The sequence below is a fragment of the Comamonas odontotermitis genome, from assembly GCF_040396735.1.
Classification (GTDB): domain Bacteria; phylum Pseudomonadota; class Gammaproteobacteria; order Burkholderiales; family Burkholderiaceae_C; genus Comamonas; species Comamonas odontotermitis_C.
The window spans coordinates 162,342-180,174 of sequence record NZ_JBEBNZ010000003.1; the positions used below are offsets into that span (position 1 = coordinate 162,342).

Genomic DNA, 17,833 nt, shown 5'->3' on the forward strand with positions numbered 1-17,833 from the left:
TCCTAAAATCAGATGAAAATTCTTATCAATGGAAAATGGTGGAAAAATATGCTGCTTGATCGTCTTGACCGAAAAATTCTTGCGGTGCTGCAGGCCAACAGCCGCGCCAGTCTGCAGGACATCGGCCATGCCGTGGGATTGAGCCCCTCGCCGTGCTGGGGTCGAATCAAGAAGCTGGAGGAGGCGGGGGTGATCGAAGGCTATACCGTGCGGCTGAACTCGCAGGCTCTGGGCTTGGGTGACACGGTGCTGGTACAGGTCACGCTCGACAGCCACTCGGACAACACGCTGGAGAAGTTTGGCGAAATGCTGGCCACCATCCCCGAGGTGGTGGAGGCGCACCTTGTCTCCGGCGAGTACGACTACCTGTTGCGGGTGGTGGTGAAGGACACGCGTGATTACGAGCGCCTGCTGCGCGAGAAGCTCTACAAGATCAAGGGCATTCGTCACAGCCAGTCGAGCTTTGTGCTGCGGACGCTGAAAAAGGCGGATCTGCCGCTGGGCGTGTGAACAAACCCATGGCGGCTTGAGGGCCGCCAACGCCACCCGGCAAATGGCAGCCTTGCGGTGGCGACGGGTGCCGGGCCACGTCAGGTGGTGCCGCAGGCAATACGAACGTATGACGGGGCTTGGCGTCCCCAACTAGGCGTCCCCAACGAAGCAAGGGAATATCGGGGGTAGTGCGGGGTCTCCATGGCAAGTCCTTTTCATTGCTTCAGTCTTGCTGCGCGCAAGAAATTCCGAGAATTTGAATAATGCGATTTTCTTTTTCTAAAGAGAATTTCTGAGAATATCCACAATCCATTTTCAAGAGCAATAATATGTGGTTGGTCTGAACTGATTGGGTTGCCATGCGCCATATTGGTGCTTTATATCTACGCTCTATTAAGCTATTGCCTGTTCAAATGAACATTGCGATTTTTTTCATTGTGTGCTAGGCGGAGGGAAACGTCGCAAGGTTTATTGAGTGTGAGTGTAAACAAATGTTGTTTTAAGATTTTTTAAAATTACTAAGTCTTCTCGTGAAGACTATTGATTTGGATAATTGTGCTTCCTGGGGAGACTGTGAGGGGATCTTCGGGCAGCGCACTTCCATCGGGCCGGTTGGTATGTATTTCTGCACCCAGTGAATTTATGCGGAAATCGTGGATTGTGCATTTGTATTCATTTTTGGAGAGGCCTTTATACAAAGATAAAGGATAGTTTCCATGGCACAAAAAAATCCACTTTTCAGTATCTTGTTGACTGCTGTCCAATATATGGTTGCCGCGCTGGTGTTGGCAACATCACCTTTGCATGCCTGGGCACAGACAGCCGATGTGCAAATCACCAAGTTCGGCCCTTCGTCGGGTATAGGTGGTACAGGTTTTACCTATATTCTGGAAATGGATAACAATGGCCAGGACGCCGCCAATGGCGCGAGCTTCCAGGATCCATTGCCGGCTGGGGTCACCAATGTGCAGGCGACATGTACATTGGCAACCGGTGGCGCGGTATGCCCCGCTGATTTGTCGGTCGTCAACGGAACGGTGTCCGGCACGCTGTCGACCTTTCCCAACCTGGGCAAGGTGCGGGTGCAGATCACCGGCCGGTTTGGCGTGACCGGCCCGACCACGTTGACGAACACGGCCACCATCAGCCCGCCCGCCGGTGTGACGGACCCCTTGCCCAATTCGAACACCAGCTCCGTCAGTACCGCCATGCGCTACGACGTGGACCTGGGGGTCACCAAGTCGCAGAGCACCGACACCTACCAATCCGGCGTGCCCCTGACCTACACCATCAGTCTCACCAACAACGGGCCGGGAGCCGCAGACGGCGTGGTGTTGTGGGATACGCTCTCCAACAGCTTCATCAGCCATATTGCGGCCGATCTGGTGTTCAACCAGTGCACGGCAACGGGCGGCGCGCAGTGCCCGGACAACGCGAGCTTTCCCAACCGCTCGGGGCAGAGCAGCTACAGCCCGGTGTTCAACGCCACCATTCCGGCGCTGCCACCGGGCGGCGCCGTGACGGTGAGCTACACCATGACGCCCTATCTGGTGCCGAATGCAGCCTGCGGCAGGCCTGCCGGGCAGCTGTTCAACACCGCCTCGATCCAGTTGCTCGATGGGATGAATGACACCAGCCCCAACAACAACCAGCAAGCGGCCATCCTGCAGGTGCCCGGCACGCCCCCTTGCCGGCAGACGGACCTGCAGGTGCTCAAGACCCAGGACCCGGTCACGCCACAGATGGGAGACCTCGTCACCTACACCATGGTGCTGACCAATGCGGGGCCGGAAGCTGCCGACGGCGCCTACATCTCCGACGTGATCAGGACCCACGGCGGCTCTGCCGCATATTTCGATGCCGCAGCCCAGTTCCAGAGCTGCGTGGCGGATTTCGGTGCGGTATGCCCTGCGAATTCCGAGTTTCTCAATCCATCGGGCAATGCGTCGGGCGCCACGCTGTTCAATACCCAGGTGCCGGTCCTGCCGGTCAACGGGCGCCTCACCATCGTCTACGAGGTGCAGACGCGCATCAACGCACCGATTCCATGCGGCAGAACGCTTGGGGGGCTGAACAACGAGTTTGCCACCAATCCGCCAGACGGCCTGGAGGACTCCATTACCGGCAACAATTTCGTGTCAGTGCCCATCATCGTCCCAGCAACGGCGGATTGCCCCAGAACCGATCTGGCAGTGACCAAGACGCAAAGCTCCGATGCCTACCAGCCGGGCGTTCCGGTCACCTACACCGTGACGGTAACCAACAAGGGCCCGAACCCGGCCGATGGCGCCAGCATCGCCGATCGCCTGATCACCTTTGAGCTGGGTGCGAGCCTCGATGTGCAGTCATCGGTGATCAATTGCTCGGCGGCCAATGGCGCCGTGTGCCCGGATGCATCGGCCTTTCCTGCGCCTTATTCAGGCAGCATCAGCGGCTTTTCCTGGCCCTTCCAGGCGGTGGTTCCCAAGCTGCCCGTCGGTGGCTCGCTGACGATCACCTATTCGCTGACCTATGGCTACTCGCAAAGCGGCTGCAACTGGCCTTCGGGTTATCTGGTCAATGAATTTTCTGCAGGACCGCCCGATGGCACGGATGAACAGACTCCGTGGGACAACACTGCGACCGTGACCATGTCGCGTTTCAGCTGCTCCAACGTCTCGGTCAACAAATCGGTGGCGCCGGTCACGGCCAATCGCGGCGGCATGGTGACGTATTCCGTGGATGTCTACAACGCCGGCCCCTCCGATACCGCCAATGTGCTGTTCTCCGATCCGCTGCCCCAGGGCGTGACTTTTGTCGACGCAGCATGCTCTGTGCTGACGGCCCCGGCTGTCTGCGGTGCTTCGGTGAACTACGACCCAGCAACGCGCTCGGTCAGCAGCACCATTGCATCACTGGGCAACGGGGGAGCGGTGCAGTTCGTGATCCGCACCACCGCAGGCTATCTGCCCGGAACCTACACCAATACCGGCTATGCCGCCGTGGCTTCTGGCGTGGTCGATCCCATCCTGGCCTCTAACGAGAGCCATGTGAATCTGCAGATATTCAACACCACTACGGCCCGGACGGTGACCAAGGTGATCGACGGTCTGGCCACGGGCCTGTCCAGCCCCATGACCTTTACCGGCACCATGGTCTGCGGCTCGCAGCCCGCGCAGGCCTGGTCGGCCACGGTGCCCGCTGGGGCGACCACCGGTACCAGCGCCCCGGTCCTCTTCTACGACGGCGACACCTGCACCGCAACCGAAGACACCCCGCCAGCAGCACCTGCAGGCTACACCTGGGTGGGAACGCCCGAGGTCAGCGCTCAGGATGCAGGCTTTACGGTCACCAACCGGGTGCAGCGCCAGACCGGTGGGCTGCAACTGACCAAGCGGATCACCGGAGATGCGGCAGCCGTGGCCCTTGTCAATGGCACATTTGATTTTTCGCTGGACTGCGGTGTGGATGGGGTGCGCACTGCCAGCATTGCCGTGGTCAATGGCCAGACGGCATCGGTCACCCTGGCGGCGCTGCCCGCCCATGCTTCCTGCACAGTCACCGAAACCGGCAAGGCCGCTGCGCCAGCCAAGTTCAACTGGGGCGCACCCAGCTACACCGGCAATCCGGTTGTCGTTCCCACAGGGGGCAACGCACAGGTCGAAGTGCTCAACCCGCTGACTGGCGGTGGCGATGACGGCGGGGACAATGGCGACGGTGGAGGCGATGGCGGCAGCAAGCCCACGCCAAAGCCGGTTCCTGTAGGCGGGCCCTTGGGGTACCTGCTGCTGGCGCTGATGATGGGCTGGTTGGGGGCCTTCTGTGTCACACGCCAGCGCCGCATCTGATCGCTTGCCATAGAGGCTGCGGCACATTCCAGGCATGCCCGGCTGCGTCAGCACCCGGGCATGTTTGCCGATGAAGGGCGAATTCAGTTCTCGAACGCCTGCTGGCCCAGCGTCTGGGCCACGTAGTCTACAAAGCAGGTGATGCGCGCCGCCAGCGCCGTGTTGCGGTAGTAAACGGCATTGATGGACTGGCGCACGTCCAATGTCTGCGCTGCAAAGAGCTGCACGAGCTGGCCACTGCGGCGGTCTTCGCGTGTCATGAAATCCGACAGGCTGGCGATGCCCAGGCCTGCAAGTGCCATGTGCCTGAGCGTTTCTCCACTGGATGAGCTAATCGCGGGCTGGATGCGCAGGGCGTTGCCCTCCACACCGCGCAGCGGCCAGTCGTTCAGTGACTCGGGCTGGGTAAAGCCCAGCAAGGTGTGCGGCCCGCCCGCCTGGGTGAGCTGTGCGGGCTCGGCCGGCATGCCATGGCGATCCAGATAGGCAGGGCTCGCGAGCACCCGCACGCGGCTGGTGCCGATGGGGCGGGCGTGCAGGCTGGAGTCCTTCAGTACCCCGATGCGGAACGCCACATCGGTGCGCTTTTCGATCAGGTCGATGATGCCTTCGTTGGAGTTCAGCTCCAGCTCCACCTCGGGGTAGCGCGTGCTGAAGCCTTCGATCAGCGGCACCAGCACATGCAGCATGAAAGGGGTGGCCGCGTCCACCCGCAACCGCCCCGCAGGCCGCACGCGGCGCGCGGCCATCTGTTCTTCGGCTTCATCCACCAGGGACAGGATGACCCGGGCGCGCTGCAAAAAGGTGGCGCCTTCCTCGGTCAGTTCCAGCCTGCGCGTGGTGCGGCGCAGCAAGGTGGTCTGAAGCTTTTCCTCCAGCCGTCCCAGGGTGCGGCTCGTGGCAGAGATCGTCAGGCCGAGCAGTTCGGAGGCTGCCGTGATCGACCCCGTGTCCACCACGGCCGCAAAGGCCTGCAGTTCATCGAGGGTGGTTTTCATTATTGATTTTTAATCAAGAGATATTGGTTGATAAGGGGCTTAATCTGCAAATATTAACCGGGCACACTGTCATCCATCAAGCGCAACGGCCCAACTGCAGCATGGCTGCATTCTGTTCCTTGCGTTCCATTCACCTGTTTGAGGAGTCCTTTCATGAGCCCTATCCCTTCCTTCGGCGTCGGCACGTTCCGCCTGACCGGCCAGACCGTCATCGATTCGGTGCGCAATGCGCTGGACGTGGGTTACCGCGCCGTCGATACCGCGCAGATTTACGGCAACGAGGCCGAGGTTGGCCAGGCGATTGCCGAGAGCGGCGTGCCGCGTGCTGATCTTTTCGTGACCACCAAGATCTGGACCGACAACTACGCCAGGGCCAAGCTGGTGCCCAGCCTGCGTGAGAGCCTGAAAAAACTGCGCACCGACCATGTGGACTTGACGCTGATCCACTGGCCTGCGCCTGGCAACGGTGTGGAGCTGCCCGAATTCATGGAGGCGCTGGCCGAGGCCAAGGCGCTGGGCCTGACCCGCCAGATCGGCATCTCCAACTTCAACATCGAACTGACGCGCCAGGCGATTGCTGCGGTGGGCAAGGGCGAAATTGCCACCAACCAGATCGAGTTGAGCCCCTATCTGCAGGGCCACAAGCTGACGGCTGTCCTCCAGGAGCAGGGCATCCAGGTGACCTCCTACATGACCCTGGCCTATGGCAAGGTGCTCAAGGACCCGGTGCTGGCTCGTATTGCCGACAAGCACCAGGCCACGGTGGCGCAGGTGGCATTGGCCTGGGCGCTGCAACTGGGCTACGCGGTGATTCCGTCGTCGACCAAGCGCGAAAACCTGGCCAGCAACCTGCTGGCCCGCGACCTGAAACTGGATGCCCAAGACATGGCCCTGATCGCCACGCTGGAGCGCAATGGCCGCGAAGTCAACCCCGAAGGCCTGGCACCAGCCTGGGACTGAGCGTATGCAGGCGGGCCCACCCTCCAATGAGGGCGGGCCCGCCGGAACTCAACGCAATCGCTGCAACGAAGCAGACGGCAGCGTAGAGATCGTGAACACGCTCTTAAGCTGCGATCTTGGCAGCAAGGGTGGCGACCTTGGCGCCCTGGGCAAAGGCCAGATCCAGCTCGGGAGCGGAAGGCTGGCGCGAACCGTCAGCGCCTGCCACGGTGGCGGCACCGTAGGGCGAGCCGCCCTTGACTTGCGACAGGTCAAACTGCGAAGGCAGGCCAAAGCCGGCGGGCACGATCACCATGCCGTGGTGGGCCAGGGTGTTCCAGAACGAGGTGACGGTGGTTTCCTGGCCGCCCAGCGTGCCGGTGGAGGTGAACACGCTGCCCACCTTGCCTGCCAGCGCGCCCTTGGCCCAGAGGCCGCCGGTCTGGTCGAGAAAGCTGCGCATCTGGCCGCTCATGTTGCCAAAGCGGGTGGGGGTGCCGAAGATGATGGCATCGTAGTCGCCCAGCTCGGCAGGCGAAGCCACGGCGGCGGCCTGGTCCGTCTTTCCGCCGGCAGCCTTGAAAGCGTCTGCAGGCATGGTTTCGGGCACGCGCTTGACCGTCACCTCGGTGCCGGGCACGCTCTTGGCGCCTTCGGCAATCTTGGCGGCCATGGTTTCGATGTGACCGTACATGGAATGGTAGAGAACCAGAACTTTAGCCATTGCGATTTCCTTTGTATGAGTGAGTGGCCGGCCCGGGAAGCGAGCACGGTGCCAGAACATGAAAACCACATGGGCATGGACCTGTTTTGTGATGTCCGGCTCTGTGTGATTTCCTGAAACACAACTGTAGCCACATCCACTGCGCGCAGTAGATGCGCGATTTGAACGCAGCGTTGCATGAATTTGAACGACGCATGCGCGCTGGCACCACAACTCGTGCGTAAGAGGGCATCCAGTGGCTTCTGGTCAAGCACCTTCACTTATAAATTGATAGCAAAAAGAGGTGAGTTCCCTCCGGTGCGCTGCAGGGCCTAGGCTGCTACCAGTGGCTGTGTGCCAGAAGCAGCGCGCCCAGCGCCTTGATCTTGGGAGAGGCATGCCGTGTGCGGGGGTAGACCAGGGAAAGCTCGCGGCTGCGGCCTTCGAGCTGGGGCAGTACGCGCACCAGGCGCCCGCTGGCAATGTGTTCGCGCACGGCAAATTCCATGACCTGTGCAACGCCCAGCCCGGCCAAGGCGCCTTCAATCAGCGGGTCGCCGCTGTCAAAGCTGATGCTGACGGGCGGCAGCCAGTCTTCGGCCTTGCCTTCTGCCTGCTTGAACTGCCAGGGCACCAGAAAACCCCGGTAGTGGTTGTAGACGGAGAGGCACCGGTGTTCGGCCAGCGCCTCCTGCGTCTGCGGCGTTCCGTGCCGGGCCAGATACTGCGGAGAGGCCACCGTCACCCAGTGCAGCGGCGGCAGGCTGCGGGCGATCATGCGGCTGTCGGCCAGCGGGCCGATGCGCAGGGCCGCGTCAAAGCCCTCGTCCACCATGTCAACCAGCCGGTCGGTGAAGCTGGCGTCAATCTGCAAGGCAGGGTATTGCTCCAGCAGCTGGCCGAGGAGCGGTGTCAGCACCACCCGCCCCAGCACCGACGGCGCCGTCATGCGCAGCACACCCGTGGGCTCGCAGCGGCGGTCCAGCAGCAGCTTGCGGGCCTCGTCCAGGCCGGCAATCAATTCGGCGCTGCGGTCCACGAGCGTGCAGCCATCGGGGGTGAGCGAGACATTGCGCGTATTGCGGTGCAGCAGCCGGGTGCCCAGCTCAGCCTCCAGCTGTGCAATGGCGCGCGATATGCGCGACTGCGTCGTGCCCAGGCAGTGCGCAGCCTGGGTGAAGCTCTTCATCTCGGCCACCTTGACGAGCATGTGTACGGCATTCAGGTCCATGGCATCAGTCTCATCGTCTGTCTGGGAATTGATTGGTAATTGATTGATTCATTTTTGCATAAGTAAAAGATATTTTTCGTATTTATCTTTGCTGGTGAATTAAATACGATCCTGCCTGACCGGTCATCACTGCCTGCAGGGTGCCATGCCCTGCAGGCCTTTTCCTCCTGAGTGATGAAGCCATGCCTAGAGAATCTGTTTCAAGCAGCGCAGCACCAACCGTGCTGCGCCATCCCCGTGCCGCGCTTGCGCTGTTGTCGCTCGCGCAGTTCCTGATCGCGCTGGACGCGACCATCGTCTTCGTGGCGCTCGATGCCATGGGCAAGCAGCTGCAGCTCGATGCCCGCCACCTGCAGTGGGTGATCAGCAGCTACAGCGTGGCCTTTGGCGGCTGCCTGCTGCTGGGCGGGCGTTGCGCCGATCTGCTGGGCCAACGGCGCATGTATGTGGCTGCCATGGCGCTGTTCGGGCTCGCCTCATGGGCGGGTGGTTTTGCCGCCGAAGCCTGGCAACTGGTGGCTGCGCGCGCCGGGCAGGGCGTGGGGGCGGCCTTGCTGTTCCCGGCCACCTTGTCGATGATCAATACCCTGTACGCTGCTGGCGCTGCGCGCAACCGCGCGCTGGCCGTCTGGAGCATGGCCAGTGCTGCAGGCCTCGCCGCCGGGGCCTTGCTTGGCGGCGTGCTGACCGAAACCCTGGGCTGGCACTGGGTGCTGTGGGTACTGGTGCCGATTGCCTGGCCCTGCGCCGTGGCGGCGCTGCGCTATCTGCCTGCCATGCCCAGTGTGCCGCGTGCCCGGCGCCGGTTCGATGTGGCGGGCTGCATCAGTGTCACCGTGGGCAGCAGCCTGCTGGTGGCGGCGCTGGTGCAAGGCCCGCAGTGGGGGTGGACGGACTGGCGCACCGCCACAGTGCTACTGCTCGCCATCCTGGCTCTGGCGGCCTTTGTCGCCATTGAAAAGCGTGTCGCGGCACCCCTGATGCCGCTGGCCATGCTGCGTGTGCGCGGCCTGCAGACGGCCATGCTGCTGGCCATGCTTTTCATGGGCAGCTATGGCGTGCAGTACTACTTTCTGGGCCTGTACTTTCAGCAGGTGCTGGGCTGGAGCCCCATGCAGGCGGGTCTGGCCTTCGTGCTGCCCACCATCGTCTGCACGGTGGGCATCCGCCTGGCCGAGCGTGGTCTGGCACCGCACGGCGCGCGATCAGTGCTGCTGGCCGGTTGGGTGGCAGGTTTGTTGGGCATGGTGTGGACGGCAGCTGTGTTGCCACAGGCAGGCAACTACTGGTGGCTGGTGCCCGGCTTTGTGGTGATGAGCATCGGCCAGGGTGCCAGCTGGACGGGCATGTGGGTACTGGTGGGCGAGGGCATTGCGCCCGGGCAGCAGGGTGTGGCATCGGGCGTGGCCGCCACGGCCCAGCAGGTAGGTGCTGCCCTGGGGCTGGCAGTGCTGGTGATGGTGGCGGCAGCGCCGTTGACCGGCCTGCATGATGCAAGCGATGAAGCCTGGCACCAGGCCAATGCGCTGGGCCTGCAGTACGCCGAATGGGGCGCTGCACTGCTGGCCTTGTTGGCCTTGATGGTTTGCGCAGCCATGGCCAAGCCTGCCCGCGCCGCAGCGGGGGTGGCTGCGTCGACCTGAACGCTGAAATTCAGTGGCTTGGCTGCTGCAGCGGTTGCACCACATACACGCAGCGCTGGCCTGCTTCGAGCAGGTATTCGCTGCGCTCCAGGGTGGCGACATCGGCCAGCACTTCCTGAAACAAGGCCTGCTCCGAGCGGCAAAAACCACGGCAGGCGCTTGCCGCTGCGCAGATGGGGCAGTGGTCTTCGACCAGGAGCCAGCCCTGGCCGTGTGGTTCCACATGCGCCATATAGCCTTCTTCCGTTCGGATGGCGGCCAATTGGGCCAGGCGCTGTGCAAGCTCTGGGGCCGTGCAGTGCGCCTGGTAGCGGGCCCGCGATTGTGCTTCGCGCTCGCTGATCAGGCTGTCCATGCCTTGCTGGCCAAACAGCTTCTGGATGGAGCCGATCAACTGCACCGTGAGCTGCGCATGGGCATCGGGGAAGTAGCGCTGGCCTGCGGCCGTCAGCGTCCACAGTTGGCGGGGCCTGCCGGCACCGGCGGGCTTTTGCATGTGGGCCTGCACCAGCGCCTGCTCGGCAAGCCGGTTGATCTGCTGGCGCGCCGCCTCGGAGGTCATCTGCAAGGCCCGGGCCAGCTCGGCGGTGCTGGCTGGCGCCTGCTTTTTGAGCGCCTCCAGCATGCGCATGGCGGAGGAGTGTTCGGTGGTGGCGAAATGGGATTGCATTTATTTATGCAAGTGATAACTTGTTTTATTGATAACAGTGGGTAATTTTCAAAGAGAATGCTTGCATTATCTATCGGCAAGGATATCCATGGAAACCACCACTTCTTCGGCATCAACGCCCGGCAGCACTGCGGATGCGCAGCAGGCCCCGGCCAGCTGGGGCCAGTTGCTCGGCCGCCAGCACGGCCTCACGGCCCTGGCCTTGACCGGCGCCGTCGCCATGCACGCCATCAATGTGCACATCGTCACTACCATCCTGCCGTCGGTCGTGCAGGAGATCGGTGGCATGGCATGGTATGCGTGGAGCACGACCTTGTTCGTGGTGGCTTCCATTGTGGGGGCTGCACTGTCCGTGCGGCTGCTGTCGCGGCACGGTGCGCGTGCGGCAATGCTGGCTGCCCTGCTGGTGTTTGCACTGGGCACCTTGCTGTGTGCCATGGCCAGTTCCATGCCGATGTTGCTGGCAGGCAGAACCGTGCAGGGCCTGGGGGGCGGCACCGTGGGTGCGCTCAGCTACACGTTGATCCGCCTGGTGTTTCCGCCTGCGCTGTGGCCGCGTGCCATTGCGCTGATTTCAGCCATGTGGGGCATCGCCACCCTGAGCGGACCAGCGGTGGGCGGCCTGTTTGCCCAGGCGGGCCATTGGCGCCTCGCTTTCGGGGCCTTGCTGCCCTTGCTTGTGCTGCAAATGCTTCTGGTGCAGCGCCAGCTGGCGCCTTCGCGCTTGCTCAGCCGCGCTGGCTCGGGCGGTGCAGGTATTGCCGTGAAGCAGATTGCCTTGCTGGCGCTGTCGGTGTTGCTGGTGGCCGCAGCCAGTGTGGTGAATGTGCCGCTGTGGCAGTGGCTGCTGGCTGCAGCAGGCCTGCTGACCGGTGCCTGTGCCATTGCCCGTGAGCGCCATGCTGCGCAGCGCCTGCTGCCCCAGGGCGGCAGCACGCTCGCCCACCCACTGGGCATGCTGTATGCCGCCGTGGCGCTGCTGCTGATCGGCACCATGACGGAGGTGTTCGTGCCTTACCTGCTGCAGCACCTGCACGGGTTGCGGCCCTTGACGGCTGGTTATGTCACCGCCTTGCTGGCGGGCGGCTGGTCGGCCGCATCGGTGCTGTTTTCCGGCAAGAGCGGGGCGGCGGGCCGGGCGTTGATGTTCCGGGGGCCGGTGCTGTGCGCGCTGGCCCTGGTGATCCTGGCGCTGGCCATGCCCTGGCAGGGGAGTGTGGCGCTGGTGGCCAGCGGCATGGCATTGGCACTGCTGGGCTTGGGGGTGGGCATGGCCTGGCCGCATGTGCTCAACGCCATCATGCTGAACGCAGGCAAGGGGGAGGCGGACGCTGCCGCATCCGCCATCACCACGGTGCAGCTGTACGGCATGGCGGTGGGTGCCGCGCTGGTGGGCCTGGCGGCCAATGCGCTGGGGCTCGCGCAGACAGCCGATCGGGCCGTGCTGGGTTTCTCTGCGGGCTGGCTGTTTGGGGTGTTTGCCATCTTCCCGGCCATGGCCGCATGGGCGGTGCGGCGCTACCTGCGAACTTGATGCAGGTCAACTGGTAGCGATGAAAGCAGAAAGGCAGCGGGTCCACCGTGGTGGATGGCCGCTGCCTTGTTGGATGCCGGGGTGGAAGCGAGAAACCTGTCAGCTCAGCAGCAGGGCATCATCGGCCAGTTTTTCGCCGCGCACCTTCTCGAACATCTGCAGCAGGTCAGGCACATCCATGCGGGCGCGCTCTTCGCCGCTCACATCCAGAACGACCTGGCCCTGGTGCAGCATCACGGTGCGGGTGCCGACGTCGAGCGCCTGGCGCATGCTGTGGGTCACCATCATCGTGGTGAGCTTTCCTTCTTCCACAATGCGTGCGGTGAGGTTGAGCACAAAGTCGGCCGTGCGCGGGTCAAGCGCTGCGGTGTGCTCATCGAGCAGCAGGATGCGCGAAGGCTGGAGCGCTGCCATCAGCAGGCTCACGGCCTGCCGCTGGCCGCCCGAGAGCAGGCCGATGCGGTCGGTCAGGCGGTTTTCCAGGCCCAGACCCAGGGTAGCGAGGCGCTCGCGGTACAGCTCGCGGTTGGCGTTCTTCACGGCTTTGGACAGGCCACGGAAGTTGCCGCGCTCGTGCGCCAGGGCCATGTTCTCTTCGATGGACAGGTCTTCGCAGGTGCCGGCCATCGGGTCCTGAAAGACGCGGGCCACCTTGTGGGCGCGGTCCCAGACGGGCTTGCGCGTCATGTCCTCATCGTCGATGACGATGCTGCCGGTGTCGACCATCAGGTCGCCCGAGATGGCGTTGAGGAAGGTTGATTTGCCGGCCCCATTGGAGCCGATGACGGTGACAAACTGGCCGGCAGGAATCTCCAGCGTCATGCCGCGCAGGGCGCGGGTTTCGATGGGCGTGCCGGGGTTGAAGGTGATCTTGAGGTCTTTTGCGCTCAGCATGGCTATTCTCCGATTCTGGGCTTAGGGCTTCTTGCTGAGCTTGCGCTTGAGCTGGGGTATCACCAGTGCCACGGTCACGAGCAGCGCGGTCACCAGATTCAAGTCCTGGGCCTTGAGGCCGATGAAGTCGCTGTTCAATGCCAGGGCAATGAAGAAACGGTACACGATGGCGCCAATCACGACGGCCAGGGTTGCCAGAATCAGCTTGCGCGACGGCAGGATGGATTCGCCAACGATCACCGCCGCCAGGCCGATCACGATGGTGCCGATGCCCATGGAGCTGTCTGCGCCGCCCTGGGTCTGGGCAAACAGCGCGCCAGCCAGGCCCACCAGTGCGTTCGAGACCGCCATGCCCAGCAGGATCATGCCGCCGGTGTTGACGCCCTGGGCGCGTGCCATGCGGGCGTTGGTGCCGGTGGCACGGATGGCCAGGCCCCGCTCGGTCAGGAAGAACCAGTCCATGGCGAGCTTGGCAAGAATCACGATCACGATCAGCAGCAGGGGGCGGAACACGTAGTCTTCCATGCCGGAGGGCTGCAGCTGGTTGAAGAGGGTGGGGTCGTTGATCAGCGGCACATTGGGGCCGCCCATGATGCGCAGGTTGACCGAGTACAGGCCGATCATCATCAGGATGGAGGCCAGCAGGTCCATGATCTTGAGCTTGACGTTGAGCCAGCCGGTGATCAGGCCCGCCACGGCACCCGCCAGCGCCGCGCCGATGGTGGCGACGATGGGGCTGTAGCCGCTGGTAATCATCACCGCGCAGACGGCGCCGCCCAGCGGAAAGCTGCCGTCCACCGTCAGGTCGGGAAAACGGAGCAGGCGAAAGGAGATGAACACACCGAGCGCGACCAGCGCGAAGATCAGGCCGATCTCGATGGCTCCCAAAAATGAAAATAAGGTCATGGATTTTTCTTATCTAAGAGGTGGCTAGATAAAACAAGCCCCGCTTCTGGCGGGGCTGCATCTTGTCATCGCCTGCGCTGCACGGTCAGCACAGCAGCAGGCAATGCGGCATTACTGAACCACCTTGGCGGCCGACTTGACCAGCTCGTCGCTCAGTTTGATGCCTTGCTTCTCGGCAGCGCCGGGGTTCACGAACAGCTCCATCTTGGTCGAGACTTCGGTCTTGATGTCGCCGGGCTTTTCGCCCTTGAGGATGCGCGCCACCATGCGGCCGGTCTGCTCGCCCAGGTCACGGTAGTTGATGCCCATGGCAGCCACGGCGCCACGTGCCACCGAGTCGGTGTCCGATGCCACCAGCGGCACCTTGGAATCCTGGCCAACCTTGACCAGGGCTTCGTACGAGGACACGACGTTGTTGTCGGTGTTGGTGTAGATCACATCGACCTTGCCAACCAGCGAACGGGCTGCGCTGGAGACATCCACCGAGCGGGGAGCTGCGGCTTCCACCAGGGTCATGCCCAGCTTGGGCAGCAGTTCCTTCAGCTCTTTCACGACGACGGCCGAGTTGGCTTCGCCCGGGTTGTAGACCATGCCCACGCGCTTGGCATTGGGCACGACCTTCTTGACCAGTTCCATCTGCTTGTCCAGTGCCAGCAGGTCGGATACGCCGGTCACATTGTTCTTCGATGGCTCCCAGCTGGGCACCAGCTTGGCGGCCACCGGATCGGTCACGGCGGAGAACACCACGGGAACCGTCTTCGTTGCAGCGACGAGAGCCTGGGCCGAAGGCGTGGCGATGGCCACGATGGCATCGGGCTTGTCACCGACGAACTTGCGGGCGATCTGCGCGGCGGTGCCGGGATTGCCCTGGGCGCTCTGGTACTGCCACTTCAGGTTCTTGCCCTCTTCAAAGCCTTCGGTCTTCAGAGCGGCCTTGACACCGTCGCGCACCGCATCCAGCGCGGGGTGTTCAACGATGGCGGTCACGGCAACCGATTTCTGATCGGCGGCCTGCGCCGGCGCGATTGCAGCAATTGCCAGTGCCACTGCGCCCAGAGGCGCCCATGCCAGTTTCTTCATTCGTGTATCTCCGCCAGGGTGTGTTGATATTCGTAGCTGCAGCGCCGCGCGTTGCAAGCAAGTGGCAGCAGTCTACACCCCTGTTAACGGGCGATGATGGTTTTTGAACTCAGGGAGAGCCCTAGTTGCGACGATGCGGAAAAAATGAATGCTTGCAGGCGCAGTTGGACTTGAAATGGAAATAAAAATGCTTGCAACTGATTTTTGGCGCTAAAAAAATGCAATGTTCCTGGTTTTTTGCATGGGCGGCGCAGTAAACATGCATGGCCAAAGGTGCTGGCAGGCGGCTACTTCTCGCCCTCGAGACTGGACCAGACGAGGTCGCCCATGTCCGGGTAGTTGCGTTTGGCTAACTGCGTGAGCGCCCGGCGCAGCGGCTCGGGGATGGTGGGCGAGCGGGAGAGCACGAAATAGGAGCCTGCTCCAGGTCCCTTGACGAGTGCCCATTGGTAGTTGGCGTCGATGGCGAAAGTGCGGTAGTCAACGCTCAGCAGGTTGCCAAAACGGTTGATGCGGAAGGTGACGGGCGGGTCGGTCTTGTGGCCGCTCGGAAAGGCGCTGCCATTCTTGTCCAGCGGCTCCATGTAATCCTCCACCCGTTTCCATTGGTTGGTCAGCGGCAGGTAGTAGGTGTAGATGACGCGCACGGCTCCGTCATAGCGCAGCAGCATTTCGTAGCGTTCCCGGGTGCGAAGCTCGTTGCTGGGTATTTCGGTCTTGCCTACCTTGTACCAGAGGCCCATGTAGCGCTCGGCGCTGTAGCGGGTGGCCAGCTCCAGGATCACCGCACTGGGCGGGGCAGTGGCCGCTGCGGGGGGCGCGGCCGTTGCGGCCCGTGTCACCTGCGCCGAAGCAATTTCGGGCGCAGCCAGCAGGAGTGCACCGCATACAAAGCTGTACAGGGAGCGCTTGGCGTGGATGGCACTGAAACCGAGAAGCATTGGCATGTGCCTTATTCTGGTGCGCAGGTAGGCGGTGTCTTGTCGGTAAATGTCGGTATTGGCGGGGAACCCCATGGCAGGCTAGGTAAAGACTGCCATGGGCTGGAAGGACGGGGCGGTGAACGGGCGCAATGCGGGCAATGCGAGCCAGGGGAGACGAAAAAAAAAGCCGTTGCCGGCCATGGGTGGAAGGGCGGGCCAGGCCTACATGCCCGAGTAGTTCGGGCCGCCGCCGCCTTCCGGAGTCACCCACACGATGTTCTGTGTCGGGTCCTTGATGTCGCAGGTCTTGCAGTGCACGCAGTTCTGCGCATTGATCTGCAGGCGCTGGGCCGAGCCGCCTTTTTCCTCGTCGGCCACAAACTCGTACACGCCCGCAGGGCAGTAGCGCTGCTCGGGGCCGGCAAACTTGGCCAGATTTACATTGACGGGGATGGAAGCGTCCTTGAGCGTCAGGTGCGCGGGCTGGTTTTCTGCGTGGTTGGTGTTGCTGATGAATACGCTGGAGAGTCGGTCAAAGGTCAGCTTGCCATCGGGCTTGGGGTATTCGATGGGCTGGCATTCCGACGCGGGCTTGAGGTAGGCGTGGTCAGGCTTGTCGCGGTGCAGGGTCCAGGGGATATTGCCGCGCAGCACGAACTGCTCCAAGCCATTCATGATCGATGCTGTCACCAGCCCCTTCTTGAACCAGCTCTTGAAGTTGCGGCTCTTGTTCAGCTCTTCGTACAACCAGCTCTTTTCGAATGCGGCAGGGTAGGCGCTCAGCTCGTCGCCCTGGCGGCCAGCCACGATCGCGTCGTAGGCAGCCTCGGCGGCCAGCATGCCGGTCTTGATGGCGGCGTGGCTGCCCTTGATGCGGCTCACGTTCAGAAAGCCTGCATCGCAACCCACCAGCGCGCCGCCCGGGAACACGGTCTTGGGCAGGCTCATCAGGCCACCTGCGGTGATGGCGCGGGCGCCGTAGCCAATGCGCTTGGCAGGCTTGATGCCCTTGGCCTCGTCCCCTTCCAGGTAGTAGCGGATGTTGGGGTGGGTCTTCCAGCGCTGCATCTCTTCAAAGGGCGAGAGATAGGGGTTGGAGTAATCGAGGCCGGTGATGAAGCCGAGCGTGACCTTGTTGTCGTCCAGGTGGTAGAGAAAGGCGCCACCATAGGTGTCGTTGTTCATCGGCCAGCCGGCGGTATGCATGACAAAGCCCGGCTGGTGGCGCTGAGGATCGATTTCCCACAGTTCCTTGACGCCGATGCCGTAGGTCTGCGGGTCTTTGCCGGCATCCAGCTGGTATTTGGCAATCAGCTGCTTGCCCAGGTTGCCACGCGCGCCTTCGGCAAAGATGGTGTATTTGCCGTGCAGCTCCATGCCGAGCTGGAAGTCATCGGTCGGGTTGCCGTCCTTGCCCACGCCCATGTTGCCGGTGGCCACACCCTTGACGGAGCCGTCTTCGTTGTAGATCACTTCGGCCGCAGCAAAGCCTGGGAAGATTTCCACGCCCAGGGCTTCGGCCTGGTCGGCCAGCCACTTGACGACATAGCCCAGCTGCACGATGTAGTTGCCTTCGTTGTGAAAGCACGGGGGCAGCAGCCAGTTGGGGGTGCGCAGGCCCGATTTCTCGGTGAGGAAAATCATGGCGTCTTCCGTCACGGGTTGCGTGAGCGGGGCGCCTTTTTCCTTCCAGTCGGGGATCAGCTCGGTGAGGGCTCGCGGGTCCATGATGGCACCCGAGAGCGTGTGCGCGCCGGGTTCGGAGCCTTTTTCCAGCACTACGACGGAGACGTCGGTACCTTTCTCTGCAGCCAGCTGTTTCAAGCGGATGGCCGTGGCCAGACCGCCGGGGCCGCCGCCCACGATGACGACGTCGTACTCCATCGACTCGCGGGGGCCAAATTGGGCCAGTATTTCTTCGTTGGTCATCGGGGCTCCGTATCGGTAATTCTTGAAAAAGGCTCAGGCAAATCACACTGCCATGCCTTGCGCG

At 62.6% G+C, this 17,833-nt stretch carries 14 protein-coding genes; 5 read left to right on the forward strand and 9 right to left on the reverse strand.

The annotated features are described in order from the left end of the window. The first annotated feature begins 48 nt into the window (after window positions 1-48). Complete coding sequence (locus ACH2DG_RS04745; protein ID WP_395024542.1) at window positions 49-510, forward strand: Lrp/AsnC family transcriptional regulator; 462 nt, start codon at window positions 49-51, stop codon at window positions 508-510. A 731-nt stretch (window positions 511-1,241) separates the two neighbouring features. Next, on the forward strand, window positions 1,242-4,319 hold the full coding sequence (locus tag ACH2DG_RS04750; protein WP_395024543.1) for a DUF5979 domain-containing protein: 3,078 nt from the start codon (window positions 1,242-1,244) through the stop codon (window positions 4,317-4,319). 83 nt (window positions 4,320-4,402) lie between these two features. Here the strand turns inward: ACH2DG_RS04750 and ACH2DG_RS04755 are convergent, their stop codons facing one another. Beyond that, the gene (locus ACH2DG_RS04755) at window positions 4,403-5,317 is read right to left on the reverse strand and encodes a LysR substrate-binding domain-containing protein (protein WP_395024544.1); all 915 of its coding nucleotides are present in this window, start codon (window positions 5,315-5,317) and stop codon (window positions 4,403-4,405) included. A 153-nt stretch (window positions 5,318-5,470) separates the two neighbouring features. Between ACH2DG_RS04755 and dkgB the strand changes: the two genes are divergently transcribed. Continuing rightward, entirely contained in the window at window positions 5,471-6,277 is an 807-nt protein-coding gene (gene dkgB / locus ACH2DG_RS04760) for a 2,5-didehydrogluconate reductase DkgB (RefSeq protein ID WP_395024545.1), read from the forward strand. A 103-nt stretch (window positions 6,278-6,380) separates the two neighbouring features. On the opposite strand, the gene wrbA is transcribed toward dkgB, so the two are convergent. Together wrbA and ACH2DG_RS04770 are read right to left on the reverse strand one after the other, a co-directional pair. Further along, a complete protein-coding gene (gene wrbA, locus ACH2DG_RS04765) occupies window positions 6,381-6,980 on the reverse strand; it encodes an NAD(P)H:quinone oxidoreductase (RefSeq protein WP_224149236.1) in 600 nt (199 codons plus the stop codon). Between the two features lie 319 nt (window positions 6,981-7,299). Then, window positions 7,300-8,190 carry a LysR family transcriptional regulator gene (locus tag ACH2DG_RS04770; RefSeq protein ID WP_395024546.1) on the reverse strand — a complete coding sequence of 297 codons (891 nt, stop codon included), beginning with the start codon at window positions 8,188-8,190 and terminating at the stop codon, window positions 7,300-7,302. Between the two features lie 182 nt (window positions 8,191-8,372). Here ACH2DG_RS04770 and ACH2DG_RS04775 point away from each other — a divergent pair, with 182 nt between their 5' ends. Continuing rightward, the gene (locus tag ACH2DG_RS04775; protein WP_395024547.1) at window positions 8,373-9,833 is read left to right on the forward strand and encodes an MFS transporter; all 1,461 of its coding nucleotides are present in this window, start codon (window positions 8,373-8,375) and stop codon (window positions 9,831-9,833) included. 10 nt (window positions 9,834-9,843) lie between these two features. Here the strand turns inward: ACH2DG_RS04775 and ACH2DG_RS04780 are convergent, their stop codons facing one another. After that, entirely contained in the window at window positions 9,844-10,503 is a 660-nt protein-coding gene (locus ACH2DG_RS04780) for a helix-turn-helix transcriptional regulator (protein WP_395024548.1), read from the reverse strand. A gap of 88 nt (window positions 10,504-10,591) precedes the next feature. On the opposite strand from ACH2DG_RS04780, the gene ACH2DG_RS04785 reads away from it, so the two are divergent. Then, window positions 10,592-12,037, forward strand: coding sequence for an MFS transporter (locus tag ACH2DG_RS04785; protein ID WP_395024549.1), 1,446 nt, complete (start codon window positions 10,592-10,594; stop codon window positions 12,035-12,037). 99 nt (window positions 12,038-12,136) lie between these two features. Here ACH2DG_RS04785 and ACH2DG_RS04790 read toward each other — a convergent pair whose 3' ends face one another. The 5 genes from ACH2DG_RS04790 to ACH2DG_RS04810 form a co-directional block, all read right to left on the reverse strand. Further along, complete coding sequence (locus ACH2DG_RS04790) at window positions 12,137-12,931, reverse strand: ABC transporter ATP-binding protein (protein ID WP_395024550.1); 795 nt, start codon at window positions 12,929-12,931, stop codon at window positions 12,137-12,139. Window positions 12,932-12,952: 21 nt separating this feature from the next. Then, window positions 12,953-13,837, reverse strand: a complete 885-nt coding sequence (locus ACH2DG_RS04795; protein ID WP_395024551.1) for an ABC transporter permease — start codon at window positions 13,835-13,837, stop codon at window positions 12,953-12,955. A gap of 111 nt (window positions 13,838-13,948) precedes the next feature. Continuing rightward, window positions 13,949-14,917: an ABC transporter substrate-binding protein gene (locus ACH2DG_RS04800; RefSeq protein WP_395024552.1), complete on the reverse strand. Its 969-nt coding sequence runs from the start codon at window positions 14,915-14,917 to the stop codon at window positions 13,949-13,951. 287 nt (window positions 14,918-15,204) lie between these two features. Further along, window positions 15,205-15,864, reverse strand: coding sequence for a lipocalin family protein (locus ACH2DG_RS04805; RefSeq protein ID WP_395024553.1), 660 nt, complete (start codon window positions 15,862-15,864; stop codon window positions 15,205-15,207). A 198-nt stretch (window positions 15,865-16,062) separates the two neighbouring features. Then, complete coding sequence (locus ACH2DG_RS04810) at window positions 16,063-17,769, reverse strand: electron transfer flavoprotein-ubiquinone oxidoreductase (RefSeq protein ID WP_395024554.1); 1,707 nt, start codon at window positions 17,767-17,769, stop codon at window positions 16,063-16,065. Window positions 17,770-17,833 lie beyond the last annotated feature (64 nt).

Excerpts from the sequence above, each read along its gene's own strand:
- ACH2DG_RS04745 (WP_395024542.1), top strand. The coding sequence starts at position 49 with ATGCTGCTTGATCGTCTTGACCGAAAAATTCTTGCGGTGCTGCAGGCC.
- ACH2DG_RS04755 (WP_395024544.1), bottom strand. The coding sequence starts at position 5,317 with ATGAAAACCACCCTCGATGAACTGCAGGCCTTTGCGGCCGTGGTGGAC.
- dkgB (WP_395024545.1), top strand. The coding sequence starts at position 5,471 with ATGAGCCCTATCCCTTCCTTCGGCGTCGGCACGTTCCGCCTGACCGGC.
- wrbA (WP_224149236.1), bottom strand. The coding sequence starts at position 6,980 with ATGGCTAAAGTTCTGGTTCTCTACCATTCCATGTACGGTCACATCGAA.
- ACH2DG_RS04770 (WP_395024546.1), bottom strand. The coding sequence starts at position 8,190 with ATGGACCTGAATGCCGTACACATGCTCGTCAAGGTGGCCGAGATGAAG.
- ACH2DG_RS04775 (WP_395024547.1), top strand. The coding sequence starts at position 8,373 with ATGCCTAGAGAATCTGTTTCAAGCAGCGCAGCACCAACCGTGCTGCGC.
- ACH2DG_RS04780 (WP_395024548.1), bottom strand. The coding sequence starts at position 10,503 with ATGCAATCCCATTTCGCCACCACCGAACACTCCTCCGCCATGCGCATG.
- ACH2DG_RS04785 (WP_395024549.1), top strand. The coding sequence starts at position 10,592 with ATGGAAACCACCACTTCTTCGGCATCAACGCCCGGCAGCACTGCGGAT.
- ACH2DG_RS04790 (WP_395024550.1), bottom strand. The coding sequence starts at position 12,931 with ATGCTGAGCGCAAAAGACCTCAAGATCACCTTCAACCCCGGCACGCCC.
- ACH2DG_RS04795 (WP_395024551.1), bottom strand. The coding sequence starts at position 13,837 with ATGACCTTATTTTCATTTTTGGGAGCCATCGAGATCGGCCTGATCTTC.
- ACH2DG_RS04800 (WP_395024552.1), bottom strand. The coding sequence starts at position 14,917 with ATGAAGAAACTGGCATGGGCGCCTCTGGGCGCAGTGGCACTGGCAATT.
- ACH2DG_RS04805 (WP_395024553.1), bottom strand. The coding sequence starts at position 15,864 with ATGCCAATGCTTCTCGGTTTCAGTGCCATCCACGCCAAGCGCTCCCTG.
- ACH2DG_RS04810 (WP_395024554.1), bottom strand. The coding sequence starts at position 17,769 with ATGACCAACGAAGAAATACTGGCCCAATTTGGCCCCCGCGAGTCGATG.